Source organism: Janthinobacterium sp. JC611 (assembly GCF_018682595.1).
Taxonomy (GTDB): domain Bacteria; phylum Pseudomonadota; class Gammaproteobacteria; order Burkholderiales; family Burkholderiaceae_D; genus Janthinobacterium.
This window is the reverse complement of sequence record NZ_JAFLJN010000025.1, coordinates 187089-211426: the sequence shown is the minus strand read 5'-3', so window position 1 is coordinate 211426 and position 24338 is coordinate 187089. Positions and strand designations below refer to the sequence as shown.

Sequence of the window (24338 nt, the reverse complement as noted above, 5' to 3'; positions counted from 1 at the left end):
CTCCAACGATGGGTTCAAGCCAGCCAGTGTATCGAGAGAAATACTTTTGATATAGACTCTCACAATGGAAACACCTGTGAAATGGATTCAATAATGGCCAGGCAAGACATCAACCGCGCGTTCGAGATGGCCGTGTTTGTCGCCGTGGTGGAAACGGGGACCTTTTCCGCCGCCGCGCGCCGCCTGGCCCTGACGCCGTCGGCCGTCAGCAAGCTCGTCAATCGCCTGGAAGCGCGGCTCGGCGCGCGCTTGCTGCAGCGCAGCACGCGCCAGCTGCACACCACGCCCGAGGGCGACGCCTTCTTTATCCAGTGCAAGCGCATCCTCGACGATATCGACGGCGCCGAGCGTGAAGCTTCGCAGGGGGCGGCGCCGCGCGGGCGCCTGCGCATCAACTGTTTCGTGCCGTTCGGCGTGCGCCATCTGCTGCCCATCCTGCCCGAGTTCGCGCAGCGCTATCCCGACATCGTGCTCGACGTCGTCGTCAGCGATGCCATCGTCGACTTGCTGGAAGACCGCACCGACATCGCCATCCGCACGGGCAAGCTGAAGGAATCGAACCTGGTGGCGCGCAAGCTGGGCGAAGACACGATGGTGGTGGTGGCCTCGCCCGCGTACGCGGCGCGCCACGGCCTGCCGCGCACGCCGCAGGAACTGTCGCGGCACAATCTGCTGGCATTCAACTTCCGCTGCCAGAACGAAACCTGGCCCTTCCTCGATGAGGCCGGCAACACCGTGCAGGTGGCGCCGCAAGGCAATACCTGCGTCAGCGATGGCGAAAGCATGCGCCAGCTGGTGCTGGCCGGCATGGGACTGGGACGCTTTTCGCGCCAGCACGTGCGGCGCGATATCGAACAAGGTCAATTGCTGGAAGTGCTGCCGGAATACAATCCGGGCGACAAGGAAGTCGTGCACGCCGTCTTCGTGGGACCGGGTTTGCAAGTGCCGGCCAGGGTACGCGTGATGCTCGATTATCTGCTGGAAAAAGTGAGACTGAGCGATGCCTAAACCACCACCGCCTCCAGCCGCAACTGCCGGCCTTCATCGAGCATCAGCTCGAATTCGGCCGCCGGCACGGCCGGGCTGAACAGATAGCCTTGCAGCTGGTCGCAGCCCAGTTCGCGCAGGAAGCGCATCTGCTCGGCCGTTTCCACCCCTTCGGCGACGATTTCCTGGCGCAGCTGCTGCGCCATGGTGACGATGGCGCGGGCGATGGCGCAGTCGTTTTCCTCGAACGGCAAGCCGATGACGAAGGAGCGGTCGATTTTCAGTGTACTGATGGGGAATTTCTTCAGGTAGGCGAGACTGGAATAGCCGGTGCCGAAGTCGTCCAGCGCCAGCGCCAGGCCCATGGCCACCAGCTGGTTCATGATGTCGATCACCTTGTCGGCGCCGCGCATCAGCAGGCTTTCCGTGATTTCCAGCATGATCTGCTCGGGCCGCACGCGGTAGCGTTCCAGCACGGCCGCTATGCGCGCCGGCAATTGTTCATCGAACTGGCGCGCCGACAGGTTGACGGCGATGGCCGGCATGTGCAGGCCACGGTCTTCCCAGCTGCGGATCTGGCGGCACGCCTCGTCCAGCACCCAGGTGCCCAGCTCTAAAATCAAACTGGTCTCCTCGGCGACGGGGATGAAGACGCCGGGCGAAACCATGCCGCGCATCGGATGCTTCCAGCGCAGCAAGGCTTCCGCGCCCACGATGCGCCCGCTGGCCAGGCTCACTTTCGGCTGGTAATGCAATTCCAGCTCCTTGTCGCCCAGCGCCAGGCGCATCTCGCTTTCCAGGCGCAAATGTTCCTTGGCCCTGCGGTTCATGTCTTCGCGGTAAAACAGGAAGGTCGATTCGATGGTCTGCGCCGCCTTGGCCACGGCCACGTCGGCAAAGCGGAACAGGGCCGGCGCTTCCAGGCCGTCTTCCGGATACACGGTGATGCCGATGCTGGCGCCCACGTGCAAGGCATGCGCATCGATATTGATCGGCGCCTCCAGCAGGTTGAGCAGCTTTTGCGCCACGTTCGCCGCGTGTTCGCGCTTTTCGATATGCAGCAGGGCCACGACGAACTTGCTGTTGTCGACGCGCGCCAGGATGTCCGCGTCGCGCAGGGCGCCGCGGAACAGCTGGCCGATGGCGATCACCAGCTGGTCGCCCACTTCATGCCCAAGCGTGTCGCTGATGGAACCGATGCGGCTGATGTCGATGACCATCAGCGCGCCATGCGTGCCCTGGCGTTTCGCTTCGGCCAGGCCCTGGTCGACCAATTGATTCAGCAGGCAGCGGTTGGGCAAGCCCGTCAGGCTGTCGTAGTTGGCCATGCGCTGCATGCGGGCCTCGGCATCCTTGTGCACCGAGATATCGGAAAACAGGGAAAACACGTGGCTGATTTCGCCGTACTCGTCGCGCACGACGCTGATGGTGACGTCTTGCGGGAACAGTTCGCCATTCTTGCGCTTGCCGATGATTTCGCCGCGCCAGGAGCCATGGCCCCGCATGGCGGCGCGCACCTTGGCGCGGAAATCGGGATCGTGCACGCCCGAGCGCAGCAAGTCCGGCGTGCGGCCGATGGCTTCGGCCGGCGAGTAGCCGGTGATGCGGCTGAAGGAACTGTTGATTGACACGATGCGCTCCTCCGCATCCGTGATCAGCACGGCTTGCTCGCTGTCTTCGATGATACGCGCGTGCAATTTGACCTTGTCCACGTCGGACAGCGGCTCGCTCATGGCCGACAGGCGCACGGCCATGCCGCAAGCCTTGCCCGCCTGGTCGTGGATCACGTGGCGGTGCATGCGCAACCACGTCACCATGCCCGACTTCTTGCGCCGGCGCACATCGGTGGCCACGTCGCCCTGGGTGAAATGCAGTTCCAGCACGCTCGCTTCCGCGTCGTCTTCCGGATACAGAAACAGGATGTGCTGGCCCAGCGCTTCCAGTTCGGAATAGCCGAACATCTGTTCGGCGCCGTGGTTCCAGCCGATCAGGAAACCATCGGGATCGATTTCCAGCAAGGCGTCGGCCGGCGCCACGCGCACCACGGGCCGGCTGGCGCCGCGCAGCCGCTCCAGCTCTTCCTGCAGCCGCGCCAGGGTGGCGGCCTGCTGCGGTCCCGCCTGTTCACGGGCCTCCTGGGCCAGGCGCAGGCACAGCGCAACCTTCGCCTCAAGCATGGCAACCCCACTCGTGGGCCAGGTCTGGGGGGCATATCAGGGGCGCTGCGGTGTGTGTAATCATCAAAATCCCACTATGGGGCGTCGAAGTCGGGCGGGAAATACTGTGAATATGGTAACTTAAAAGTGTTGGCGTATGTCAACATTTTAAGGCCTACGCCGAATGGCCGGGCAGATGTTGCGCCAGGCGCGCAAACACATCCGGTTCGCGCATGCGCGCCATCCACCAGCGCAGCGCGGCGCCATCCTCGCCCACTCTCCAGGCCAGGTAAAACGTTTCCGACGGTTTCGGCTCTTCCACGGCCTTTTCCACCAGCAAGCCGCGCGCGATGGCGGCGCGGGCGCACGGCCCCGGCAGGAAGCCAAAGCCCAGCCCCAGCACCTGGTAGTCGAACTTGACCTGCATGTTGGGCACGCTCAAGGCATCTTGTCCCAGCAGCAGCCCCACCGTGCGCGGGGCCATCTGGCGCGCAGAATCGGCCACCACCACGGCCCGATGCTGCTGCAGGTGGCCGCGCGACAAGGGCTCCGCCACCTGCGCCAGCGGATGCGTGGGCGCCACGGCAAACACGAAGTCGAGCATGCCGATCGGTTGCGCGATATAGCCGCCGCCCGCCGGCCCGTCGCCGGGCGCGCCCACCAGCAAGTCGGCGCGCCGGTCCAGCAGCGCTTCCCAGGTACCCGACAGGGTGTCTTGCGACAGGCGCAAGCGCGTCTGCTGCGCCACGTCGTAAAAGGCGCGCACGTCGTCGGCCAGGGCCACGGCGGAAAACATGGAATCGATGCCGATCGACAATTCCGTTTCCCAGCCGGACGCCACCCGGCGCACGCGGTGCTCGAGGTCCTGTGCCGCCTTCAACAGGTAGCGGCCCTCTTTCAGCAATTCCTGCCCGGCCGCCGTCAGCATGACTTTCGGACCATTGCGCTGGAACACCTGCACGCCCAGGTCGTCTTCCAGCTTGGCCACCGTATAGGAAATGGTGGACGGGACTTTATGCAACTCCTTGCCGGCCGATGAGAACGATCCGCGGCGGTCGATGGCGTCGACGATTTGCAGGGCTTCCAGGCTCAGTCTTAACATTCGATTTTTTCGATAATAGTACGCAAGATTTTCCGTTTTTCTTTCCCTGCCGAGCGGTCTATACTTTCTCCATCGTACAGCGAAGGGCTGAAAAGAAGCCACGGCATAGCGTCAGGCAACGGTCCTTCGAAATTATCGCACATTAACCTATAGAAACGGAGTCCACCATGTTACAGATTCGTCATAGCGAAGAACGCGGCGCCGCCAACCACGGCTGGCTCAATTCCCACCACAGCTTTTCCTTCGGCAGCTACCATGATCCCTTGCACATGGGCTTTGGCCCCCTGCTGGTGATCAATGAAGACCGGGTCACGCCAGGCCAGGGTTTCGGCACGCACGGCCACCGCGACATGGAAATCATTTCGTACGTGCTCGACGGCGCGCTGGAACACAAGGACAGCATGGGCACCGGCTCCGTCCTGCACTACGGCGATGTGCAGCGCATGAGCGCCGGCAGCGGCGTGCGCCACAGCGAGTTCAACCATTCAAACACGGATGGCCTGCACTTCCTGCAGATCTGGATCCAGCCGAACGTGACGGGCATCCCGCCCAGCTATGAAGAGAAACACTTCACGCCGGAAAGCAAACGGGGCAAGCTGCGTTTGATCGCCTCGTCCGACGGCCGCCAGGGTTCCGTGCTGATCCACCAGGATGCGGCCATCTACGCCAGCATCCTGCAGGAAGGCGAACAGGCGGAACATGCGCTCGACGAAGGCCGCCTCGCCTATGTGCACCTGATCCGCGGCAGCCTGGTGGTCAACGGCACGCCCTTGAAAGCGGGCGATGCGCTGAAACTGACGCAGGAGGCCAGCGTCATCATCACGCAGCCGGAAGATGCGGAATTCCTCGTCTTCGACTTACCCAAATAATTGATCAATGTATAGAAAGTATAGAAAGAGAAAAATCATGGAAAACAAAACCAACGTCTTGCTGCCCCTCGGCCGTGCCGCCCTTGGCGTACTGTTCTTTGTCTCGGGCTTGCTGAAAATCGGCGCCTTCGCGGGGGTGGCCGGCTACATGGCCAGCCAGGGCTTGCCGATCGCCAATATCCTGCTGGTGGGCGTGATCGCCCTGGAAGTGGGCGGCGGCCTGCTGCTGATCACGGGCTGGCAGGCGCGCTGGGCGGCGCTGGCCCTGGCGCTGTTCCTGATCCCGACCACCGTGATCTTCCACGCCTTCTGGAGCGCCGATGCGGCCCACTTCCAGGACCAGCTGACGAACTTCCTGAAGAATCTGTCCATCTTCGGCGGCATGCTGCTGCTGGTGGAGCGCGGTTTTCGCAAGGTGCGATAAGGCTGGGGGGCTGCCTGTCACCGTCCTGTCATCAAGCTGACATGGCCCGGTCACATAGGCTGACTATCATGCGCTTGCCATTTAATCACGCAACCACAGGACATCGCAGCCCATGAACAAGCCCAACGATCTGGCCATCCGCGCCACCGATCTGAACGACATTGACAGCAACGCGTCCCACGACAACCATTTCAACAGCATCCTGAACGCCCGCCTGAGCCGCCGCAACTGGCTGCGCGGCAGCGCCGTCACGGCCGCCACCGCCGTCATGGGGTCGATGGGCCTGTCCGCTTGCGGCGGCGGCAGCGATGCGGCCGCCGTCACCCCGACGCCGACACCCGAAAAACTGCTGGCCTTCACGGCCGTGCCGAAAAGCCTGGCCGACGTCGTGTCGGTGCCGGCCGGCTACACGGCCACCGCCCTGTATGCGCTGGGCGACTCGCTGCGCGCGGCCACGCCCGCCTACAAGAACGACGGCAGCGATACCGATTTCGACAACCGCGCCGGCGACCACCACGACGGCATGGAATACTACGGCCTCTCCGCCGCCGGCGCGCCGCTGGCGTCCGGCGCCGAACGGGGCTTGCTGGCGATGAACCACGAAGCGACCACCGACGAGAAACTGTCCTCGCACTTCCTGCACGTGAACGGCGGCACCACGACGCTGCCGCGCCCCGCCGCCGAAGTCGACAAGGAAGTGGCCGTCCACGGCCTGAGCGTGGTGGAAGTCAAAAAGACGGGCAGCACCTGGGCCACCGTCAACGACTCCGCCTTCAACCGCCGCGTCACGCCGCTGACGGACGTCGAGCTTGCCGGCCCGGTACGCGGCAACGCCCTCGTGGTGACCAAGTATTCGCCGACCGGCACCAAGACGCGCGGCACCATCAACAACTGCGGCACGGGCAAGTCGCCCTGGGGCAGCTACCTGTCCGGCGAAGAAAACTGGGCCGGCTACTTCACGCGCTCGGCCACCGACAATGCGGCGCGCGGCGACAAGTCCGTCGCTTCGCTGAACCGCTATGGCCGCAGCCAGGGCGGCGCCTCGCGCCACGGCTGGGAAACGGGCGGCAGCGACGACAAATACGCGCGCTGGAATCTGAGCAAGACCGGCGCCTCCGCCGACGGCAGCGACGACTACCGCAATGAATTGAACGGCATGGGCTACATCGTCGAGATGGATCCGTACGACAAGACCCGCCCTATCCGCAAGCGCACGGCGCTGGGCCGCTACGCGCACGAAAGCGCCGCCTTCAGCGTGCCGGCCGTGGGCCAGCAGCTGGCCGTCTACATGGGCGACGATTCGCGCAACGAATACATCTACAAGTTCGTCACGACGGCCGTCTGGGCCGCCGCGGATGCCAACCCGGCCGACCGCATCGCCACCGGCGACAAATACCTCGATTCGGGCAAGCTGTACGTGGCCAAGCTGGCCGCCGACGGCACGGGCCAGTGGATCGAGCTGACCCTGTCGAACCCGCTGATCCAGGCGTACGGCGCCTACAAGTTCGCCGACCTGGCCGACGTGCTGGTCAATGCCCGCCTGGCGGCCGACGCCGTGGGCGCGACCAAGATGGACCGTCCGGAATGGTGCTCGGTCAACCCGGCCAATGGCGAAATCTATTACACGCTGACCAACAACTCGAACCGCACCGTCAATCCGAGCGGCTCGTCGCAGCTGGCGCCGGACAGCGCCAATCCGCGCGCCTACACGGACATGAAGGGCAGCAGCGCGCAGAACGGCAATCCGAACGGCCACATCATCCGCTTCAAGGAAGGCACGGGCGCGGCCGCGGCCACCAGCTTTAGCTGGGATGTCTACCTGTTTGGCGCCGAGAGCGGCGCCGACGCCAGCAAGATCAACCTGTCGAACCTGACGGCCGAGCAGGATTTCTCGAGCCCGGACGGCCTGGCCTTCAGCCCCTACACGGGCATCTGCTGGATCCAGACCGACGATGGCGCGTACACGGACGTGACCAACTGCATGATGCTGGCGGCCATCCCCGGCAAGGTCGGCGACGGCGCCAAGTCGACCCTGAACTACGCGACGGCGGCCGGCGGCAACCTGGCGGTCGACACCTTCATCGGCAAGAAACCCACGGCCGACACGCTCAAGCGCTTCCTGGTGGGGCCGGTCGGCTCGGAAATCACGGGCATCAGCGAAACGCCCGATGGCAAGACCATGTTCATCAACATCCAGCATCCGGGCGAAAACACCGCGCTGGCCAATATCGGCGATCCGTCCAAGTACACAAGCCAGTGGCCGGCCAACGCCGGCTATGGCGCCGGCAAGCGTCCCCGCTCGGCCACCATCGTGATCACCAAGAACGATGGCGGACGCATCGGCAGCTGATGCCCCGTGCCTGGCGGCGGCATCCGCCAGGCAAAGCCGGCAATTCACCTTGTAATAGGAGGAAGTGTCCCTAAGTAAGGCTGATCACCAGACATTGCGACGACCGAATGGCAGTCGGGGAAAACGTTTCCCTGCTTTTTGGTATGATGGCAAGGCGCGCCGGCACCGCAGTGGTGTCGCGCGCCTTTTATTTTTTGATAATTACTTATATGAGCACAACCATGCAAAGCGGCGCAGACCTCCTGGCGACAGGCGAATTGGATTACACGACTTCCTGCGCACTGCCGACGCCGTGGGCCCAGTTCACCCTGCACGCCTTTGTCGAGCACGCCACGGGCAAGGAACACCTGGCCATGGTGCTGGGCGATATCGGCAACGGCGACCCCGTGCTGGCGCGCGTGCATTCCGAGTGCCTGACGGGCGACGTGCTGTTTTCCCAGCGCTGCGACTGCGGCGCCCAGCTCGAAGGCGCCTTGAAACGCATCGCCGAGGAAGGCCGCGGCATCTTGCTGTACCTGCGCCAGGAAGGACGCGGCATCGGCCTGATCAACAAGATCCGCGCCTACCGCCTGCAGGAGGCTGGCGCCGACACGGTGCAGGCGAATGAACAGCTGGGCTTCAAGGCCGATGCGCGCAACTACACCTTGTGCAAGCCCATGTTTGCGCAATTCGGCATCCACAGCCTGCGCTTGATGACGAACAACCCGCGCAAGATCGCCGCCATGGAAGCGCTGGGCATCACGGTGGCCGAGCGGGTGCCGCTGCTGGTGAACCGCAACGCCTTCAACCAGCATTACCTGAATACCAAGCAAAGCAAGCTCGGTCACATGATGACGCCGGAAACGGCGCCGGCGCTGGAAGACGGCGCCCTGTAATGCCCGGGCCGGCGCGGCGTCTGCGCCGTTGCCGCGCCCGCTTCGCTCCGGCTCACGCACAAAGGATGCATGAAATTATCTGACTACGCCTGCTTGCTGGCCAGCCTGTGCGCTGCCGCAGGCGCCCACGCGGCTCCGGCGCCTGCGCCAGCCGCGCCTCTCGCCGCGTCGACTCCCCCCATCAAGCCACCGCCGGCCACCGCCGCGCCCGCCGCCACCGAACATGCGGCCCTGCCGCCGCCCTCGTCGGCCGCGCAAAAGCTGTACACGGCCGCGCGCGCCGACATCCTGCAAGTGCGCGTGCTGCTGAAAAACGGCCGCACGCAATCGTCGGTGGGCTCGGGCTTTTTGATCGGCACGGGCGACCTGGTGGTGAGCAACTATCACGTCGTGTCGCAATTCGCGCTCGACCCGGACACCTACGTGGGCGAATGGGTCGACACCAGCGGCCAGCGCGGCAATGTGGAATTGCTGGCCGTCGACGTGCTGCACGACCTGGCCGTGCTGCGCGTGAACCGCCACGGCACGGGTTTCTTCAAGATGCCGGAGCCGCTGGCGCCGCTGACCCAGGGCCAGTACCTGTATTCGATGGGCAATCCGCTGGACCTGGGCTTCGCCATCTCGGAAGGCTCGTACAACGGCGTCGTCACGCGTAGCTTCTACGACCAGCTGATGTTTACGGGACCGATCAATTCCGGCATGAGTGGCGGCCCCAGCGTGACGGCGAATGGCGACGTCGCCGGCGTGAATGTATCGAAACGCCTCGACGGCGAACTCGTCAGTTTTCTCGTGCCCGCCCGCTATGCCCAGCAATTGCTGGCCAAGGTGGCGCAGCAAGGCAAGCCGCCGAAGGACTTCAAGCCGCTGGTGACGGCGCAACTGCTGGCGCACCAGGAAGTCATGCTGGCGCGCCTGCTCGACACGCCCTTGAGCCTGAAAGCCATGGGCCCGTACCGCGTGCCCGTACGCGAGTCCGACCAGATGCGCTGCTGGGGCCGCTCCAACGTCAAGTCCGACAAGCCCTACATGCTCGACAACACCAGCTGCGCCATGGAATCGGCCATCTTCATCTCCGGCGCCCTGCAGACGGGACAAGTGTCGATGCGCCACGAATTTTTGCGCAGCAGCGAACTGGGCGCGTTGCGCTTTGCCGGGCTGGCCAGCGCCTCGTTCAAGAATGAAAGTTTCGGCAGCTACAAGAGCGCGCACCTGACGGGCCCCCATTGCACCGAACAGTTCGTCAAGAACAAGACCCTGCCCTTGCGCGCCGTCCTGTGCGTGCGCGCCTACCGCAAGTTTACCGGCCTGTACGACTTTGCCCTGCTGGCCGCCAGCACCGATGCGCCACAGATGAGCCTGCAAAGCCGCATCGACGCGCGCGGCGTGTCCTACGCCAACGGCATGCGCGTCACGCGCACCTTCCTCGAAGCGCTGTCGCGGGAAAGTGCGCGCAAGCCATGAAAGCACCGTACTTCATCGAAATCCTCGCCGAGAATGGCGAAGTGCGGCAGCGCCAGCGCATCGAATCGCTGCCGATCCGCATCGGCCGCGGCTATGACAACGACTTCATCCTCGACGACGCGCACACGGCCCCCGCGCACGCCATCGTCGAGGACGACGGCGCAGGCGGCCTGCTGCTGCGCGACCTGGGCAGCCAGAATGGCGTGATCCACCGGGGACAACGGCAACTGGAAGTGGCCTTGAGCGGCAACAGCATCGTGCGCCTGGGCCACACGCGCCTGCGCGTGCGCGCCAGCGACCAGCCGGTGGCGCCCGAACTGGGCGATACGACGCGGCACGACTGGGAAGGCCTGCGCCCCGCCATCGCCGGCCTGGCCATGATCGGCGCCTCGGCCGCCTTCAGCAACTGGCTCGCCGACGCGGACGCCTTCGACCCGATTTCCTACCTGATGATCATCGCCACCGCGCTGGCCGGCGGCCTCGTGTGGGCATCGATCTGGGCCGTGGCGAACCGCCTGTTCGGCCATGTGGCGCGCTTCGGCCGCCACCTGTTCATCATCGGTTGCGGCTTGCTGGCCATGGAAGCGTGGGAACTGTCCAGCAACGTGGCGGCGTATGCACTGTCGCTGGAAGTGCTGACGCGCTATGGACGGCATATGTTCATCGTCATCGTCTGCGCCATGATCTACCACCATTTGTGCACGATCAAGCCGCAGCACCCGCGCCGCTTCGGCCTCGTCGCCGTCGTGCTGACCATCATCGGCTCGACCCTGATCCTGCTGAGCAACCTGCAGATCAGCGGCCGCCTGGCCGACGAGGCGTACATGTCGGTGATCTACCCGCCGGCCTTGCGCCTGAGCCCGGATCACACGACGGACGCCTTCTTCCGCGACGCGGCCCGCCTGCGGCGCGACGTCGATGCCGAGCGGGGCAAGGCGGCCAAGGGCGCCGACGAAGACGACGACAGCGGCGACTGACAACGCGCATGCAAAAAAAGCCCGCCGTGTCCTGGCAGACCGGCGGGCTTTATGATGTGCGCCGTGTGGCGCGCGCAATATCGTTAATTAAAACTTGCGCTTAGAACTTGTCCGCCTGCTTGCGGCGCGCCGTGAAGCCCAGCAAGCCCAGGCCGATCAGCAGCATGGCGTAGGTGGTAGGCTCAGGGACGGCCGAGATCAAACCGTCCTGCGCGCCAAAGCTGACGAAATTATTGTTGCCCGCCTTGAACTGCGCTTGCTGGCCGCCATCGCAGCAGTTTTCCAGGCCGTAGATGCTCAGGGTATGGTTGCCGGCCGCCAGGGTGCTCGAACCGCTGAGGAACTGGCTGGCATTGTTGTAGTTGCCTGCCCACCACATGTCGTTGCTCTTGAAGTCCAGCGCCACGCCATCGAGGAACAGGGCGCCGCCCTTGCCGAAGTCGACGCCGGTGCGGAAGCTCCAGGCGCCCGCATCGGCGGCGCTGACGCCAAAGTTGATCACCGACTTGAAGGCGATGTTCGAGCCGCTGCCGAACAGGCTGCTGTTGTTGACGTTGTCGTAGCTGGCTATCGTCGTCGAACCATAGCCGGCGCCGGGCGTGGCCACGGCGGCGTTCACGACGGACTGGTAAGCGGCGGCGGAAGCTTGCGCACCGGCGTTCGAGAAACCGGTGGACAGGGTGATGGTGCTGGCGTTCGCGTGGGCAAACACACCGACAGCGATCAGGGACAAGGCGATTTTAGGCAAGTTTTTCATGATGGTATCCAGTAAGTAAGTATTCAGTGGGCGCAGCAAGGAGCGCAGGAGCTCAATACACGCTGCATTGAGGCGTGTCGGCTAGCGCTATGAATTACAAGGATGAGCGGTCGGGGACGTGGCTTCCGCACAACAGCGCGGACTTGCGGCGTGCCATGGCGGCACTGCAAGCGTCCTGGAAAGGGTTCGGGTTCCCCGGACAAGGCCAGACGGTGACGGGTCAGGTAAGGCGTTGACGCTATTCTATCTTAAATTCCCTACAAGAAAAGTATTTTTCTTTTAACCATAAACGATATTTTTCTGGCAAGCAGTTTCGGGCGGGCCAAAAACGCCGCGCCCCACTCTGCCGTGATGACCGTGCGCGACGCGTGGCGTGTCGCGGCGGCACCACAGACAAGTCCGCCACTGTCGCATCTTGCGCATTTCTTTTCGCATGCCGCTGCACCACGCGGCGAAACAGCATGGCAAAATGTAGTCACGCTGCTATCTATCCGAACAGGGGGAAAGAGGAATGGTCGACCTGGAAGAACTACGCTATCTGGCACTGTCGTTTCCCGACACCAGCGAGGAAGAACACCACGACCGTCCAGCCTTCCGCGTGGGCGGGAAGATCTTTGCCACCCTGCCCGATGACGAGCACATCAACGTGCTGCTCGATGCGGAAGCGGCGCATATCGCCACCGTCATCACGCCATCGGGCTGCGAGAAACTCTGGTGGGGCGAACGCCTGGCCGGCATCACCGTGTGCCTGGCGGACGCCGAGCTGGACATGCTGGCCGCCGCCCTGACGGCTGCCTGGCGGCGCAAGGCGCCCAGCGACTTGGCCAAGACCATCGCCCCGACTGGATAGCTACAGCGGCCAATTGCGCAGCAGCAATCCCACCATCTGTTGCAATTGTTCGCGCGAGACGCCGGCCGCCGCCTGAATGGCCATGCCCTGCGACAGGGTCACGACGAAGCGCGCCTGCTGCTCCGGGCAGGAATCGGGCGGCAAATCCCCCTCTTCCTTGGCGCGCCGCAAGCGGTCGCGCAGCTTGATTTCACCGCGCAGGCGGCGCGCGAACAGTTCATCGCGGATCGGCAAGGCGTCGTCGCTGCAGGCGAGCGCCGCATTGACGCCCATGCAGCCGTGCGGGCCGTCGGGCATGGTTTGCGCGTCGACATACTGCGTCAGCAAGGCTTCCACCACCTGGCGCGCCGTCGGCTGTTCCAGCGCCGCATCGAAAAACCGCATGCGCGTGTCGCTGTAGCGCTCGAGCGCCTTGTGGAACAATTGCTCCTTGTTGCCGAAGACGGCATACAGGCTGGGCCGGTTCATGCCCATGGCTTTCGTCAATTCCGGCAAGGAACTGCCTTCATAGCCTTTTTCCCAGAACACTTTCATGGCGCAATCGAGCGCCTCGTCCGCGTCGAACGTGCGTGGCCGCCCCGTCTTCGCCTTGACGGCTTCCTCTTTTTTATCTTGTTTCATACCGTTCGGTAAAAAATTATTGACAACACTGTCCGCCTGCCCTGATTATATACCGACCGGTTAAAAACCTCCGGCTTTTCAGGAACCCCTATGCATACATCTTCCAACACTACTGGCGACGATACCACCGTGGCGCCCTGGCTGGCCGTCTTATCGGTCGGCATCGGCGCCTTCGCCCTCGTCACCTCCGAATTCCTGCCCGTCGGCCTGCTGCCCGCCATGGCCGCCGAATTGGCCATCAGCAAGGGCCAGGCGGGGCTGATGATCACCACGCCCGGCATCGTCGCAGCGTTTGCCGCCATTTTCGTCACCGTCGGCTCCGGCCGCCTGGACCGCCGCATCGTGCTGCTGGCCCTCACGGCCCTGCTGGTGGCCTCGAACCTGCTGGTGGCGCTGGCGCCCTCGTATGCGTGGATACTGCTGGGACGCGCCATGCTGGGCGTGGGCGTGGGCGGCTTCTGGGCCATCGGCAGCGCCATCGGCCCGCGCCTGGTGGCGCCGCAACATGCGTCGCGCGCCATGTCCATCATCTTCGCCGGCGTCTCGCTGGGCACGGTGGCGGGCGTGCCGGCCGGCGCGCTGGTGGGAGACCTGGTCGGCTGGCGTGTGGCCTTCGGCGCGGCCAGCGCCATCGCCGTGCTGGTCTTCGTCGGCCAGCTGTTGCTGCTGCCCAGGCTGCCGCCGACACAGGCCATCCGCCTGCGCCAGTTGCCGATGATTTTCGGCATCCGCAAGGCCAGGCTGGGCCTGATCGCCACGGCCATGCTGTTCACGGGCCAGTTCGCCGCCTACACGTATATCGCGCCCTTCCTCACGCAAATCTCGCACCTGGCGGCCGGCACCGTCAGCGCCATGCTGCTCGTGTACGGCGCTTCCGGCTTCATCGGCAACCTCGTGGGCGGCTGGGCCGCCGGCCGCCACGAACGGGCCGCGCTGATGGCGACGGGCGCCGTGCTGGGCTTGTCCACCCTGGCCCTCGCCGCGCTGGGCAGCCATGCGCTCACGGCCATGCTGCTGGTGGCCGTGTGGGGCTTCGGTTTCGGCGCCATGCCGATCGCCGTGCAGACATGGATGTTCAAGGCGGCGCCGGAGTTGATGGAAGGCAGCAGCGCACTGTTTGTCGCCATCGTGCAAGTGTCGCTGGCGTCGGGCGCCTTGCTCGGTGGCCTGGCCGTCGACCGGCTTGGCGTGGCCAGCGCGATGGTGGTGGGCGGCCTGTTCGCCCTCGGCTGCGCCCTGACGATCGCGCTCTTCGGCAAACCGCGGGCCGGCGCCAAGGCCGGCGCGGCCTGCATCGCCTCGTAGGAATCAGATGCGGCCGCGGCGAAATTCCCCAAGGAATTTCGTCACTTCGGCCGGCGTCATCAGCACGTCCGCGTCGCCGTGATACGCATACAGGAAGGGCGTGCCGCCCAGGCGGTCCGTCAGCTTGGCAAAGAGCAAGAAACGGCTGCCCAGCGGATAGCGCTGCAAATCGACCAGGCGGCGCGAGCACTGCACGGCTAGTTCGGGAGAGAAGGCCTGGCCCGGCACGGGGCGGATTTCCACGCGGCCATGAATCGCGCGCGATTCGACGGCGACGTGCCGGTATGCATAAGTATCACGGGCCATGCCGCCACCTTGAAGGAAGTAAAGGCGCCATCTTAAGCGAAGTGGGCGCCTGCCGTGTTACTGCGGCACGATGCGCAGCAGGCGGCCGTTGTCTTCATCCGTCAGCGCATACAGGTAGCCGTCCGGCCCCTGGCGCACGTCGCGCACGCGCGCGCCGATGGCCAGGCGGTCCTGCCCCGTCACCTTGCCGCTGGCGTCGACGGCGATGCGGCGAATATCCTTGGCAGCCAAGCCGCCGCTGAAGATGCTGCCGCGCCAGGCGGCGATCTTGTCGCCCGTGTAGACGGCCAGGCCCGACGGCGCCGGCGACGGCACCCAGGCCACGCTCGGATTGAGCATGCCGGCCACTTCGTGCTTGCCGACCGGTTCATGCGTCTTGTAGTCGGCGCCATAGCTTTGCAATGGCCAGCCATAGTTGCCGCCCGCTACCACCAGATTCAGCTCGTCGCCGCCATACGGGCCATGCTCCGTGGCCCACACGCGTCCCGACACGGGATCGAGCGCCAGCCCCTGCACGTTGCGGTGGCCAAGCGACCAGATTTCCGGCAGCGCGCCCTTGGCCGCCAGCGGATTGCCGGGCGCCGGCTTGCCGTCTTCCGTCAGGCGCAGGATGGAACCCTGGTGCGTGGCCAGGTTTTGCGCCTGCTCGCGCGCCAGGCGATCACCGATGCGCAGCGGCGGATTGCCGCCATCGGCCACGCTCATCAGCAAAGTGCCGTCCGGCAGCCACAGCAGGCGCGAGCCGAAGTGCTGGCCGCCGCTCTTGTCCGTGGCCACCTTGAAGAGGGTCTGGATGCCCGTCACCTTCTTGCCGTCGAACACGCCGCGCACGAGGGTCGTGCGGTTCGCGTCATTGTTGCCGGTCGACACCGTCATATACACGCGTTGCTGCGCCTTGCCCGCATCCTGCGGGTGCAGCACGATATCGAGCAGTCCGCCCTGCCCGCCCGTAAACACCTTGGGCATGCCTTCCAGCGCCACGTCGGTAAAAGTCTTTCCATTCAGCAGATGCAAGGTACCCTGCTTGCTGGTGACCAGCGCGCGTCCCTCGCCCAGCCAGGCGATACCCCACGGCTGGCGCACGCCCTGCGCAACGGTGACGGCCTTCCAGGGCTGTTGCGCGGCGGGCGGCTCGCCCGTGGCTTGCAGTTCGGCCCAGGCCGATGGCGCGGCGGCCAGTGCCCATGCAAGCAAGATGCTGGTACGGCGTAGCTGGAACATGCTCTCTCCTGTCAGTGATCGATGGTCGGTGGCGTATCAGGCGCGCAGCAGCAAGGCCACGGCTTCGGCCGCGATGCCCTCTTCGCGGCCCAGATAGCCGAGTTTTTCATTCGTCTTGGCCTTGATGTTGACCTGGCCCACGCTCACGCCCAGGTCTTCGGCCACGTTGGCGCACATGGCGGCGATGTGCGGCGCCATTTTCGGGCGCTGGGCGATGATGGTGGCGTCGATATTGCCGATGATATAGCCGGTCGCCTGCACGCGGCGCACGGCTTCGCGCAGCAGGGTGCGCGAATCGGCACCCTTGAATTGCGCGTCCGCATCGGGGAAATGGCGGCCGATGTCGCCCAGGGCGGCGGCGCCGAAGAGCGCGTCCGTGATGGCGTGCAGCAGCACGTCCGCGTCGGAATGGCCGAGCAGGCCCAGGTGATGGGGGATCTTCACGCCGCCGATGATCAGGTCGCGGTTTTCCACCAGCGCGTGGCAGTCATAGCCCTGGCCGATGCGGAAAGGCAATACGGGAGTCGTTGTGTTCATGCGGGTCTCTTTAACATTCAGGAATGGGCCAAATACAGCTCGGCCGTGTGTATGTCGCGCGGCAAGGTCACCTTCAGGTTGCGCGGGTGGCCTTCGACCAGCCTGGGCGCCAGGCCCAGCGCTTCGACGGCGCTGGCGTCGTCGGTGATCGCTTGCGGGTCGGGCGCTTCGGACAAGGCCCGGTGCAGCAAGGCATAGGAAAACATTTGCGGCGTCTGCGCCAGCCACAGGCCATCGCGCGGCACCGTCTGCGCCGACAGGCTGCCAGGACCCGCGCGCTTGACGGTGTCGACCACGGGCAAGGCCAGCAAGCCGCCGGCCGCATGCTCGCCCACTTCCATGATCAGCTTTGCGATCAGCGCCGGCGTCAGGCCGGGCCGCGCCGCGTCGTGCACCAGCACTTGGTCGTGGGCATTGATGCTGCCGTGCAGCGCCTGCAAGCCATTCAGGATGGTTTCCATGCGCGTGGCGCCGCCGCAGCGCAGGACGGTGACGCCCTGCTCCGGCACGACGGCGTCGATCTGGCCGTCCTCGGCGCTGACGACGACATACGTGTGCGCGATCAGCGGGCTGGCGAGAAAGGCGTCGAGCGCGTGGCGCAGCATGGGTTTGCCGGCGATCGGTAAATATTGCTTGGGACTGCCCGCCTCCATGCGCGCGCCCACGCCGGCGGCGGGAATCAGCGCAAAGTAGCGGACGGTGTTCGGTGCTGCTGTCATGCCATTCCTCATCTAATTCGCTAGTTGGCGGGCGCTGTCTTGCCCGCCAGGATGTTCTGGATCTCGCCCTTGCACGCCTTGCCCAGGCGCGCATATTCTTGCGGAGAATCGATGGCCGCCTGCAAGGTTTCCACCTTGCGCATTTCAGCCTTGATGTACGGCAACCAGCCCGTGTCGATCTCGCGCGCCAGCGCCGCCTTGGCCGTGCCGCTGGGCGCATACAGGGGCCGCGCCTCGAAGCGCCTGGCCAGCGCGGCGCGCACGGTCTTTTCCACGCGCGGCAGATGTTCCATATAGGTTTTCATGTGCCGCAGCTCATGCGCGAGTATCTCATCATACGCGCAAGTGCCGGGAGCAAACTCGCGGCCGATATAGATCACCACGGGCGCATACGTGAGGCTCACGGTAATTTGCGGCGCCACGCATTCGTAGCCGCTGGCCGGGTCTTGCAGCATGGGACCGGCCAGCGCGATCCGCACCTGCGAATCGGTCTTGGTCAGGCCCAGCACCCAGGTATTCGCGCGCGCCGTGCCCTTCATCACCGTCAGGGCCTTGTAAGGCAGATGCGTGTCGATGGAGTAGCCATTCTGCCGCGCCGTCAGCACGGACACCGTCTTGCTGATCGTGTCTTCGCAGCGCACCTGGAACGGCGTGCGCGCCGCCCCATGCGCGCCCAGGCTGGCCAGGGCCAGCAGCAGGAAGATCGCCGTGCGCATGCGCGGAATCAGGCCGGCTGCCAGGCGCCGCTGGTGATCTTGTCGAGCCAGAAGATACCGATGACGGTTTTCACGTCCGTGATGGTGCCATCCCTGACCCAGTCGAGCAGCTGCGGCACCGTGGCCGTGAACGTTTCGAGGAATTCGCCCTCGTCGAGCTGGCGTTCGCCGGCCACCAGGCCGCGCGCCAGAAACAGCTCCAGGTGCTCGTCGGAATAGGCGATGGCGTTATGGATGGTGGAGACGAATTGCCAGTCGCTGGCCGTGTAGCCGGTTTCTTCCAGCAGCTCGCGCTGGGCGCAAGCCAGGTGCGATTCGCCCGCGTCGATCTTGCCGGCCGGGAATTCAATGAAGACCCGGTCCAGCGGATAGCGGTACTGGCGTTCCATCAGCACCGTGCCGTCGTCGAGCAGCGGCAGGATGACGACGGCGCCCGGATGCAGGACGAATTCGCGCGCCGTGATCTTGCCGTCAGGCAGAGCAACGCGGTCGCGCTGCACGCGCAGGAAGCCGCCTTGATAGACGAGTTCGCCGTCCACTTTGGTTTCAATCAGATTCGTATCCATGCAATTCCTTTATTCAATAAAAAACGGCGCCAGAGGCGCCGCTTTCGGTCGATGGGGCTAATGTCGTTTGCGCAGGTAACGGGTTACAAAACCTGGGAAAGCCAGTACCAGGAACAGGCAGCCCGTGATGGCATAGAACTCCCACGTCTGCGGGAAAGCGTTGCCGATACGCGCTTCGAGCGCGAACGCCACGGCGCCGACGATGAAGTACAGAATCACCATCTCCAGCAGGCGCAGCGCCAGCGGCTTGCGCCAGCCTTTGCCCCCGTCTGCCTGCGCCGCCTTTTTCAGCGGCACGGCGGCAAACAGTTTCTCGTTCAGGAAAGGCAGGTTGGCGCCCAGGATGCCCAGGGCGATCACCAGCCAGCTCGAGGCGGTGACATCCATCGGTCAGGACGCCAGGGTCTTGGTGATGGCCGTCGCGCAGGCAGCCAGGATGCTGTTCGGCATCACGCCCAGCGCCAGGACGAACACGCCGTTCAGGGCCAGCACGACGCGCATGTCGCCATGCACGACCAGCGCATTGCTGTCCGCCGGCTCGTCGAACCACATCATTTTCACGACGCGCAGGTAGTAGAAGGCGCCGATCAGCGAGAACAGCACGGCGGCGATGGTCAGCCACAGCTGGCCCGTGGCCAGCACGGAGGCGAGCACCGAGTACTTGGCCATGAAGCCCATCAGCGGCGGCACGCCGGCCAGCGAGAACATGAACAGGGTCATCACCAGCGCGAAGATCGGGCTGCGTTTGCCCAGGCCCTTGAAGTCGGCCAGTTCGTCTGCTTCGAAACCATTACGTGCCAACAACATGATCACGCCAAAGGTACCCAAGGTGGTGAACACGTAGGTGATGACGTAGTACATCGAGGCGCCGTAGGCGGTGGCTGCGCCGGCCGCGTTCAGGGTGTTGTTCGGTGCATCCACGGTGCCGGACAGCAGACCCAGCAGAACGAAGCCCATCTGTGCGATTGTCGAGTACGCCAACATGCGCTTCAGGTTGGTTTGCGCGATGGCGGTGAAGTTACCGATGGCCAGCGACATCACGGCCAGCACCAGCAGCATTTGCTGCCAGTCATGCGCCATCGGCAGCAAGCCTTCGGCCAGCAAGCGCAGGGTGATGGCGAAGGCGGCCAGTTTCGGCGCCGCGCCCAGCAGCAGGGTCACGGCCGTCGGCGAACCTTGATACACGTCAGGCACCCACATGTGGAATGGCACGACGCCCAGTTTGAAGGCCAGGCCGGCGACGAGGAACACCAGGCCGAAAACCATGATGGTGCCGTTGGTCTTGCCGTTTTCCAGCGCCACGCGCAGTTCGCCCAGGTCCAGCGTGCCGGAGGCGCCGTACAGCATCGAGATACCGTACAACATGAAACCGGAAGCCAGCGCGCCCAGGATGAAGTATTTCATGGCCGCTTCCGTGGCCTTGGCATTGTCACGACGCAAGGCGATCAGCGCGTACAGCGACAGCGACATCAGTTCCAGACCCAGGTAGATGATCAGGAAGTTGTTGGCCGAGATCATGATCATCTGGCCCAGCAGTGCAAACAGGGCCAGCACGTAGAACTCGCCGCCCAGGTTACCCGACAGCATGTTGCGGTCGGTGGCATAGGCGCGCGAGTAGATCAGGGTCAGCGCCACGGCGCCGTAGGAGAACAGTTTCAGCAGCTGCGACATCGGGTCGGACACGAACATGTTGTGGAACGTGTAGACGGTGGTGCCCGCGTTGAAGTCGCCCACGGTCAGCAAGGCGCAGCCGGCCAGGGTCAGCAAGGACAGCGCGTAGGTGATCGAACGCTTCGCCGCAGGCAAGAACATATCGATCAGCAAGAGCGCCGACGTGGCGATCAGCAGAAAGATTTCCGCGTACAGCGGTACCAGATTAGGTGCATTAGTCATGTTATCGGTCTTCTATTTAAGGCAACTTGCTGATGGCGACATGCTGCAGCAGGTCGGCAACCGAAGTTTGCATCGTGTCGGTGAACGGGGCTGGGTACAGACCCATCACGAGCACGGCGATGGCCAGCACAGCAAGCATGAAGAATTCACGTTTGTTGATGTCGGTCAGTTCGGCCACGTGCTTGTTCTTGATCTTGCCGAACACCACGCGCTTGGCCATCCACAGCGAGTACGCCGCGCCCCAGATCAGCGCCGTTGCAGCCAGCAAGCCGATCCAGAAGTTGAATTTCACCGCGCCCAGGATCACCATGAACTCGCCGACGAAGCCGGACGTCGCTGGCAGACCGCAGTTGGCCATCGAGAACAGCACGAAGAAGGCGGCAAATTTCGGCATGCGGTTCACGACGCCGCCGTAGTCGGCGATGTTGCGGGTATGCATGCGGTCATACAGCACGCCGATGCACAGGAACATGGCGCCGGAGATGAAGCCGTGCGACACCATCTGCACGATACCGCCCTGCACCGAGATGTCGTTGAACATGAAGAAGCCCAGGGTGACGAAACCCATGTGCGCGATCGACGAATAGGCGACCAGTTTTTTCATGTCGGTTTGCACCAGGGCAACCAGACCGATGTAGATGACGGCGATCAGCGACAGGGCGATCATGAAGCCCGACAGATAGTGGCTGGCGTCCGGCGTGATCGGCAGCGAAAAACGCAGGAAGCCGTAGGCGCCCAGTTTCAGCATGATGGCGGCCAGCACGGCGGAACCGCCCGTCGGCGCTTCCACGTGGACATCCGGCAACCACGTGTGGACCGGGAACATCGGCACCTTGACGGCAAACGCCATCAGGAAGGCCAGGAAGATGAAGATCTGTTCGTTCATCGTCAGTTTGAACGCATGCCAGGCCAGGATGTCGAAGGTGCCCGACACATTGCGCAGGTAGATGATGGCGACCAGGGTCAGCAGCGAACCGAAGAAGGTGTACAGGAAGAACTTGAACGACGCGTACACACGGTTCGAACCGCCCCAGATACCGATGATGATGAACATCGGGATCAGGGTTGCTTCAAAGAAGAAGTAGAACAGCAAGCCGTCCAGCGCGCAGAACACGCCGATCATCAGGCCCGACAGGATCAGGAAGGAGCCCATGTACTGGGCGATGCGCTTCTCGATCACTTGCCAGGCCGAAATGACGACGATGACGGTGATGAAGGCCGTCAATGGCACGAACCACAGGGACAGGCCGTCGATACCCAGCGAGTACCAGATATTGAAAGTTTCAATCCACGGTGCTTTTTCGACGAATTGCATGCCGTGCGCGGCGTTGTCGAAATGCTGGATCAGCGGCAAGGTGCACAGCATGCTGAGCACGGCGCCGGCCAGCGACAGCCAGCGGGTAAAGCCCGCTTTGCTGTCACGGCCGAGAGCCAGGACCAGGACGCCGCAAATGATCGGCACCCAGATCGACAGACTCAGGTAAGGAGGTAATGTAGAAATCGTAGACTGCATCATGGTTCTCAGTATTCTTTTATCAGGTCAGCTTACTTAGCGGGCCAGAATGGCAGGAAATAGATCAGGAAGCCCAGCACGCCCAGGATCATCACGAATGCATAGTGATAGATGTAGCCGGTCTGCAACACTCGCGACAGCGAGGACAGCCAGGCGACAACCTTGGCGCTGCCATTGACGACGAAACCGTCGATCAGCTTCTTGTCACCGAAGTTCCACAGGCCATTACCCAGCAAGCGGGCACCGCCGGCGAACACGACTTCATTGAACTTGTCCATGTAGTACTTGTTGTCGAGCAGGGTGTGGATCGCGTGGAACTTGGCAAAGAACCAGGCCGGTACACGCGGGTTGACCATGTAGCAGTAGTAGGCTGCCACCACGCCGGACAATGCCAGCCAGAACGGTGCCGTCGACAGGCCGTGGATGGCCATCGCCATTGCGCCGTGGAATTCATGCGACAACTCTTCCATTGCCGGATGGTTTTCGCCGACGAAGATCACGCCCTTGAAGAAATCGCCATGCAGCATCGGGCCGATGGTCAGGTAACCGATGATCAAGGAAGGAATCGCCAGCATCACCAGCGGGAACCACACGACGAACGGCGATTCATGCGGCTTCTGGCCAGGTTCCAGGCCGTGGTGGCCGTGGTCGTCTTCCTCTTCCTCGTGGTGGTCGTCATGTGCATCGCCGTGCGCGCCATGGGCCGCTTTCGGTGCGTGATGGTCATCGTGACCGTGCGCATGCGCCTGGCCAAAACGTTCCTTGCCGTGGAAGACGAGGAAATACATGCGGAACGAGTAGAAGGCGGTGACGAACACGCCAGCCAGCACGGCGAACTGGGCAAAGCCAGCACCCCAGATGTGCGTCGCTTCGACGGCTTCGATGATGCTGTCTTTCGAGTAGAAACCGGAGAACAGCGGCGTGCCGATCAGGGCCAGCGAACCGATCAGGGAAGTGATCCAGGTGATCGGCATGTATTTGCGCAGGCCGCCCATGTTGCGGATGTCCTGGTCGTGGTGCATGCCGATGATGACGGAACCGGCGCCCAGGAACAGCAGTGCCTTGAAGAATGCGTGCGTCATCAGGTGGAACACGGCCACGGAATAGGCGGACGAACCCAGCGCCACGGTCATGTAGCCGAGCTGCGACAGGGTCGAGTAAGCGACGACGCGCTTGATGTCGTTCTGGATGATGCCCAGGAAGCCCATGAACAGCGCCGTGATGGAGCCGATCACCAGGATGAAGGACAGCGCCGTGTCGGACAGTTCGAACAGCGGCGACATGCGCGAGACCATGAAGATACCGGCCGTCACCATCGTCGCGGCGTGGATCAGTGCCGAGATCGGGGTAGGACCTTCCATCGAGTCAGGCAGCCACACGTGCAGCGGGAACTGCGCCGACTTGCCCATCGCGCCGATGAACAGGCAGATGCAGGCCACGGTCAGCAGGGCCCAGTCGGTGCCTGGCATCGTCAGCAGCGCCAGTTCGTCTTTCTTGGCGAATACTTCCTGGTAGTTCATGGTGCCGGCGAAAGCCAGCAGCAGGCCGATGCCCAGGATGAAGCCGAAGTCGCCCACACGGTTGACGAGGAAAGCCTTCATGTTGGCCACGATGGCCGTCGGACGCTGGTACCAGAAACCGATCAGGAGGTAGGAGACCAGGCCCACTGCTTCCCAGCCGAAGAACAGTTGCAGGAAGTTGTTGGCCATGACCAGCATCAGCATCGAGAACGTGAACAGCGAGATGTAGGCGAAGAAGCGGTTGTAGCCTTCGTCATCCTTCATGTAGCCGATCGTGTAGATGTGCACCATCAGGGAGACGAAGGTGACCACGCACATCATCATCGCCGACAGCGAATCGATCTGGAAGCCCACTTCCATCTTCAGGGTGCCGATTGTCATCCAGTTATAGATCGTGCCATTGAATGTCGCGCCATCCATCACTGCCAGCAGTGTCTGCACGGACAGGATGAACGCAATCAGTACGCCCAGGATCGTCGCGGTATGCGACGTCTTGCGTCCGACCAAATTACCCAGGAACTGGGTGCCAAGCAAGCCTGCAATCGCGGCACCGGCCAGCGGCGCCAGCGGTACGGCAAGAAGGAGGTTAGGGTTGAGGAGTTGCCCCGCCATG

General features: G+C 63.6%; 23 protein-coding genes. 9 read left to right on the top strand and 14 right to left on the bottom strand.

Annotated elements, in window-relative coordinates; all coding sequences use genetic code 11:
* Positions 1-81: 81 nt before the first annotated feature.
* Positions 82-1008, top strand: a complete 927-nt coding sequence (locus J0O65_RS19140) for a LysR family transcriptional regulator (RefSeq protein ID WP_251373841.1) — start codon at positions 82-84, stop codon at positions 1006-1008.
* Here the strand turns inward: J0O65_RS19140 and J0O65_RS19135 are convergent.
* Positions 1005-3164 carry a putative bifunctional diguanylate cyclase/phosphodiesterase gene (locus tag J0O65_RS19135; protein WP_215408822.1) on the bottom strand — a complete coding sequence of 720 codons (2160 nt, stop codon included), beginning with the start codon at positions 3162-3164 and terminating at the stop codon, positions 1005-1007. The two genes, J0O65_RS19140 and J0O65_RS19135, sit on opposite strands and share 4 nt — an antisense overlap.
* Before the next feature lie 154 nt (positions 3165-3318).
* Positions 3319-4245 (bottom strand): LysR family transcriptional regulator, encoded by a 927-nt coding sequence (locus J0O65_RS19130; protein ID WP_099667177.1) that lies wholly within the window; start codon positions 4243-4245, stop codon positions 3319-3321.
* A 167-nt stretch (positions 4246-4412) separates the two neighbouring features.
* On the opposite strand from J0O65_RS19130, the gene J0O65_RS19125 reads away from it, so the two are divergent.
* From J0O65_RS19125 to J0O65_RS19100, 6 genes are all read left to right on the top strand, one after another.
* Entirely contained in the window at positions 4413-5114 is a 702-nt protein-coding gene (locus J0O65_RS19125; protein ID WP_215408821.1) for a pirin family protein, read from the top strand.
* Between the two features lie 37 nt (positions 5115-5151).
* Positions 5152-5538 carry a DoxX family protein gene (locus J0O65_RS19120; protein ID WP_152249841.1) on the top strand — a complete coding sequence of 129 codons (387 nt, stop codon included), beginning with the start codon at positions 5152-5154 and terminating at the stop codon, positions 5536-5538.
* Positions 5539-5650: 112 nt separating this feature from the next.
* On the top strand, positions 5651-7888 hold the full coding sequence (locus J0O65_RS19115; RefSeq protein WP_215408820.1) for a PhoX family protein: 2238 nt from the start codon (positions 5651-5653) through the stop codon (positions 7886-7888).
* A gap of 221 nt (positions 7889-8109) precedes the next feature.
* Positions 8110-8763 carry a GTP cyclohydrolase II gene (gene ribA, locus J0O65_RS19110; RefSeq protein ID WP_215408819.1) on the top strand — a complete coding sequence of 218 codons (654 nt, stop codon included), beginning with the start codon at positions 8110-8112 and terminating at the stop codon, positions 8761-8763.
* A 69-nt stretch (positions 8764-8832) separates the two neighbouring features.
* Positions 8833-10224, top strand: a complete 1392-nt coding sequence (locus tag J0O65_RS19105; protein ID WP_215408818.1) for a S1 family peptidase — start codon at positions 8833-8835, stop codon at positions 10222-10224.
* Positions 10221-11201 carry an FHA domain-containing protein gene (locus tag J0O65_RS19100; protein WP_215408817.1) on the top strand — a complete coding sequence of 327 codons (981 nt, stop codon included), beginning with the start codon at positions 10221-10223 and terminating at the stop codon, positions 11199-11201. Before J0O65_RS19105 ends, J0O65_RS19100 begins: the two co-directional genes overlap by 4 nt.
* A 100-nt stretch (positions 11202-11301) precedes the next feature.
* Here the strand turns inward: J0O65_RS19100 and J0O65_RS19095 are convergent, their stop codons facing one another.
* Positions 11302-11958, bottom strand: coding sequence for a CCXG family PEP-CTERM protein (locus J0O65_RS19095; protein ID WP_215408816.1), 657 nt, complete (start codon positions 11956-11958; stop codon positions 11302-11304).
* Positions 11959-12469: 511 nt separating this feature from the next.
* Between J0O65_RS19095 and J0O65_RS19090 the strand changes: the two genes are divergently transcribed.
* Entirely contained in the window at positions 12470-12808 is a 339-nt protein-coding gene (locus J0O65_RS19090) for an MmcQ/YjbR family DNA-binding protein (RefSeq protein WP_046683867.1), read from the top strand.
* Here the strand turns inward: J0O65_RS19090 and J0O65_RS19085 are convergent, their stop codons facing one another.
* Complete coding sequence (locus J0O65_RS19085) at positions 12809-13429, bottom strand: TetR/AcrR family transcriptional regulator (protein ID WP_099378306.1); 621 nt, start codon at positions 13427-13429, stop codon at positions 12809-12811.
* Between the two features lie 90 nt (positions 13430-13519).
* Between J0O65_RS19085 and J0O65_RS19080 the strand changes: the two genes are divergently transcribed.
* On the top strand, positions 13520-14734 hold the full coding sequence (locus J0O65_RS19080; protein ID WP_215408815.1) for an MFS transporter: 1215 nt from the start codon (positions 13520-13522) through the stop codon (positions 14732-14734).
* A gap of 3 nt (positions 14735-14737) precedes the next feature.
* Here the strand turns inward: J0O65_RS19080 and J0O65_RS19075 are convergent, their stop codons facing one another.
* The 10 genes from J0O65_RS19075 to nuoL are packed head-to-tail and all read right to left on the bottom strand — an operon-like array spanning position 14738 to position 24337.
* Complete coding sequence (locus J0O65_RS19075; protein WP_215408814.1) at positions 14738-15040, bottom strand: hypothetical protein; 303 nt, start codon at positions 15038-15040, stop codon at positions 14738-14740.
* A gap of 57 nt (positions 15041-15097) precedes the next feature.
* The gene (locus J0O65_RS19070; protein WP_215408813.1) at positions 15098-16261 is read right to left on the bottom strand and encodes a PQQ-dependent sugar dehydrogenase; all 1164 of its coding nucleotides are present in this window, start codon (positions 16259-16261) and stop codon (positions 15098-15100) included.
* Between the two features lie 36 nt (positions 16262-16297).
* The gene (gene ispF / locus J0O65_RS19065; RefSeq protein WP_215408812.1) at positions 16298-16798 is read right to left on the bottom strand and encodes a 2-C-methyl-D-erythritol 2,4-cyclodiphosphate synthase; all 501 of its coding nucleotides are present in this window, start codon (positions 16796-16798) and stop codon (positions 16298-16300) included.
* Positions 16799-16815: 17 nt separating this feature from the next.
* A complete protein-coding gene (ispD, locus tag J0O65_RS19060; RefSeq protein ID WP_215408811.1) occupies positions 16816-17517 on the bottom strand; it encodes a 2-C-methyl-D-erythritol 4-phosphate cytidylyltransferase in 702 nt (233 codons plus the stop codon).
* Between the two features lie 20 nt (positions 17518-17537).
* Complete coding sequence (locus J0O65_RS19055) at positions 17538-18233, bottom strand: hypothetical protein (protein ID WP_215408810.1); 696 nt, start codon at positions 18231-18233, stop codon at positions 17538-17540.
* An 8-nt stretch (positions 18234-18241) separates the two neighbouring features.
* Positions 18242-18799, bottom strand: a complete 558-nt coding sequence (locus J0O65_RS19050) for an NUDIX domain-containing protein (RefSeq protein WP_086140207.1) — start codon at positions 18797-18799, stop codon at positions 18242-18244.
* A gap of 57 nt (positions 18800-18856) precedes the next feature.
* Entirely contained in the window at positions 18857-19186 is a 330-nt protein-coding gene (locus J0O65_RS19045; protein ID WP_215408809.1) for a DUF2818 family protein, read from the bottom strand.
* Positions 19187-19189: 3 nt separating this feature from the next.
* The gene (gene nuoN / locus J0O65_RS19040; protein ID WP_215408808.1) at positions 19190-20692 is read right to left on the bottom strand and encodes an NADH-quinone oxidoreductase subunit NuoN; all 1503 of its coding nucleotides are present in this window, start codon (positions 20690-20692) and stop codon (positions 19190-19192) included.
* 16 nt (positions 20693-20708) lie between these two features.
* Complete coding sequence (locus J0O65_RS19035; protein WP_215408807.1) at positions 20709-22208, bottom strand: NADH-quinone oxidoreductase subunit M; 1500 nt, start codon at positions 22206-22208, stop codon at positions 20709-20711.
* Positions 22209-22237: 29 nt separating this feature from the next.
* On the bottom strand, positions 22238-24337 hold the full coding sequence (gene nuoL / locus J0O65_RS19030; RefSeq protein ID WP_215408806.1) for an NADH-quinone oxidoreductase subunit L: 2100 nt from the start codon (positions 24335-24337) through the stop codon (positions 22238-22240).
* Between the last annotated feature and the right edge of the window lies 1 nt (position 24338).

Coding starts and splice junctions, on each gene's coding strand:
- J0O65_RS19140 (WP_251373841.1), top strand. CDS start 82: ATGGATTCAATAATGGCCAGGCAAGACATCAACCGCGCGTTCGAGATG.
- J0O65_RS19135 (WP_215408822.1), bottom strand. CDS start 3,164: ATGCTTGAGGCGAAGGTTGCGCTGTGCCTGCGCCTGGCCCAGGAGGCC.
- J0O65_RS19130 (WP_099667177.1), bottom strand. CDS start 4,245: ATGTTAAGACTGAGCCTGGAAGCCCTGCAAATCGTCGACGCCATCGAC.
- J0O65_RS19125 (WP_215408821.1), top strand. CDS start 4,413: ATGTTACAGATTCGTCATAGCGAAGAACGCGGCGCCGCCAACCACGGC.
- J0O65_RS19120 (WP_152249841.1), top strand. CDS start 5,152: ATGGAAAACAAAACCAACGTCTTGCTGCCCCTCGGCCGTGCCGCCCTT.
- J0O65_RS19115 (WP_215408820.1), top strand. CDS start 5,651: ATGAACAAGCCCAACGATCTGGCCATCCGCGCCACCGATCTGAACGAC.
- ribA (WP_215408819.1), top strand. CDS start 8,110: ATGCAAAGCGGCGCAGACCTCCTGGCGACAGGCGAATTGGATTACACG.
- J0O65_RS19105 (WP_215408818.1), top strand. CDS start 8,833: ATGAAATTATCTGACTACGCCTGCTTGCTGGCCAGCCTGTGCGCTGCC.
- J0O65_RS19100 (WP_215408817.1), top strand. CDS start 10,221: ATGAAAGCACCGTACTTCATCGAAATCCTCGCCGAGAATGGCGAAGTG.
- J0O65_RS19095 (WP_215408816.1), bottom strand. CDS start 11,958: ATGAAAAACTTGCCTAAAATCGCCTTGTCCCTGATCGCTGTCGGTGTG.
- J0O65_RS19090 (WP_046683867.1), top strand. CDS start 12,470: ATGGTCGACCTGGAAGAACTACGCTATCTGGCACTGTCGTTTCCCGAC.
- J0O65_RS19085 (WP_099378306.1), bottom strand. CDS start 13,429: ATGAAACAAGATAAAAAAGAGGAAGCCGTCAAGGCGAAGACGGGGCGG.
- J0O65_RS19080 (WP_215408815.1), top strand. CDS start 13,520: ATGCATACATCTTCCAACACTACTGGCGACGATACCACCGTGGCGCCC.
- J0O65_RS19075 (WP_215408814.1), bottom strand. CDS start 15,040: ATGGCCCGTGATACTTATGCATACCGGCACGTCGCCGTCGAATCGCGC.
- J0O65_RS19070 (WP_215408813.1), bottom strand. CDS start 16,261: ATGTTCCAGCTACGCCGTACCAGCATCTTGCTTGCATGGGCACTGGCC.
- ispF (WP_215408812.1), bottom strand. CDS start 16,798: ATGAACACAACGACTCCCGTATTGCCTTTCCGCATCGGCCAGGGCTAT.
- ispD (WP_215408811.1), bottom strand. CDS start 17,517: ATGACAGCAGCACCGAACACCGTCCGCTACTTTGCGCTGATTCCCGCC.
- J0O65_RS19055 (WP_215408810.1), bottom strand. CDS start 18,233: ATGCGCACGGCGATCTTCCTGCTGCTGGCCCTGGCCAGCCTGGGCGCG.
- J0O65_RS19050 (WP_086140207.1), bottom strand. CDS start 18,799: ATGGATACGAATCTGATTGAAACCAAAGTGGACGGCGAACTCGTCTAT.
- J0O65_RS19045 (WP_215408809.1), bottom strand. CDS start 19,186: ATGGATGTCACCGCCTCGAGCTGGCTGGTGATCGCCCTGGGCATCCTG.
- nuoN (WP_215408808.1), bottom strand. CDS start 20,692: ATGACTAATGCACCTAATCTGGTACCGCTGTACGCGGAAATCTTTCTG.
- J0O65_RS19035 (WP_215408807.1), bottom strand. CDS start 22,208: ATGATGCAGTCTACGATTTCTACATTACCTCCTTACCTGAGTCTGTCG.
- nuoL (WP_215408806.1), bottom strand. CDS start 24,337: ATGGCGGGGCAACTCCTCAACCCTAACCTCCTTCTTGCCGTACCGCTG.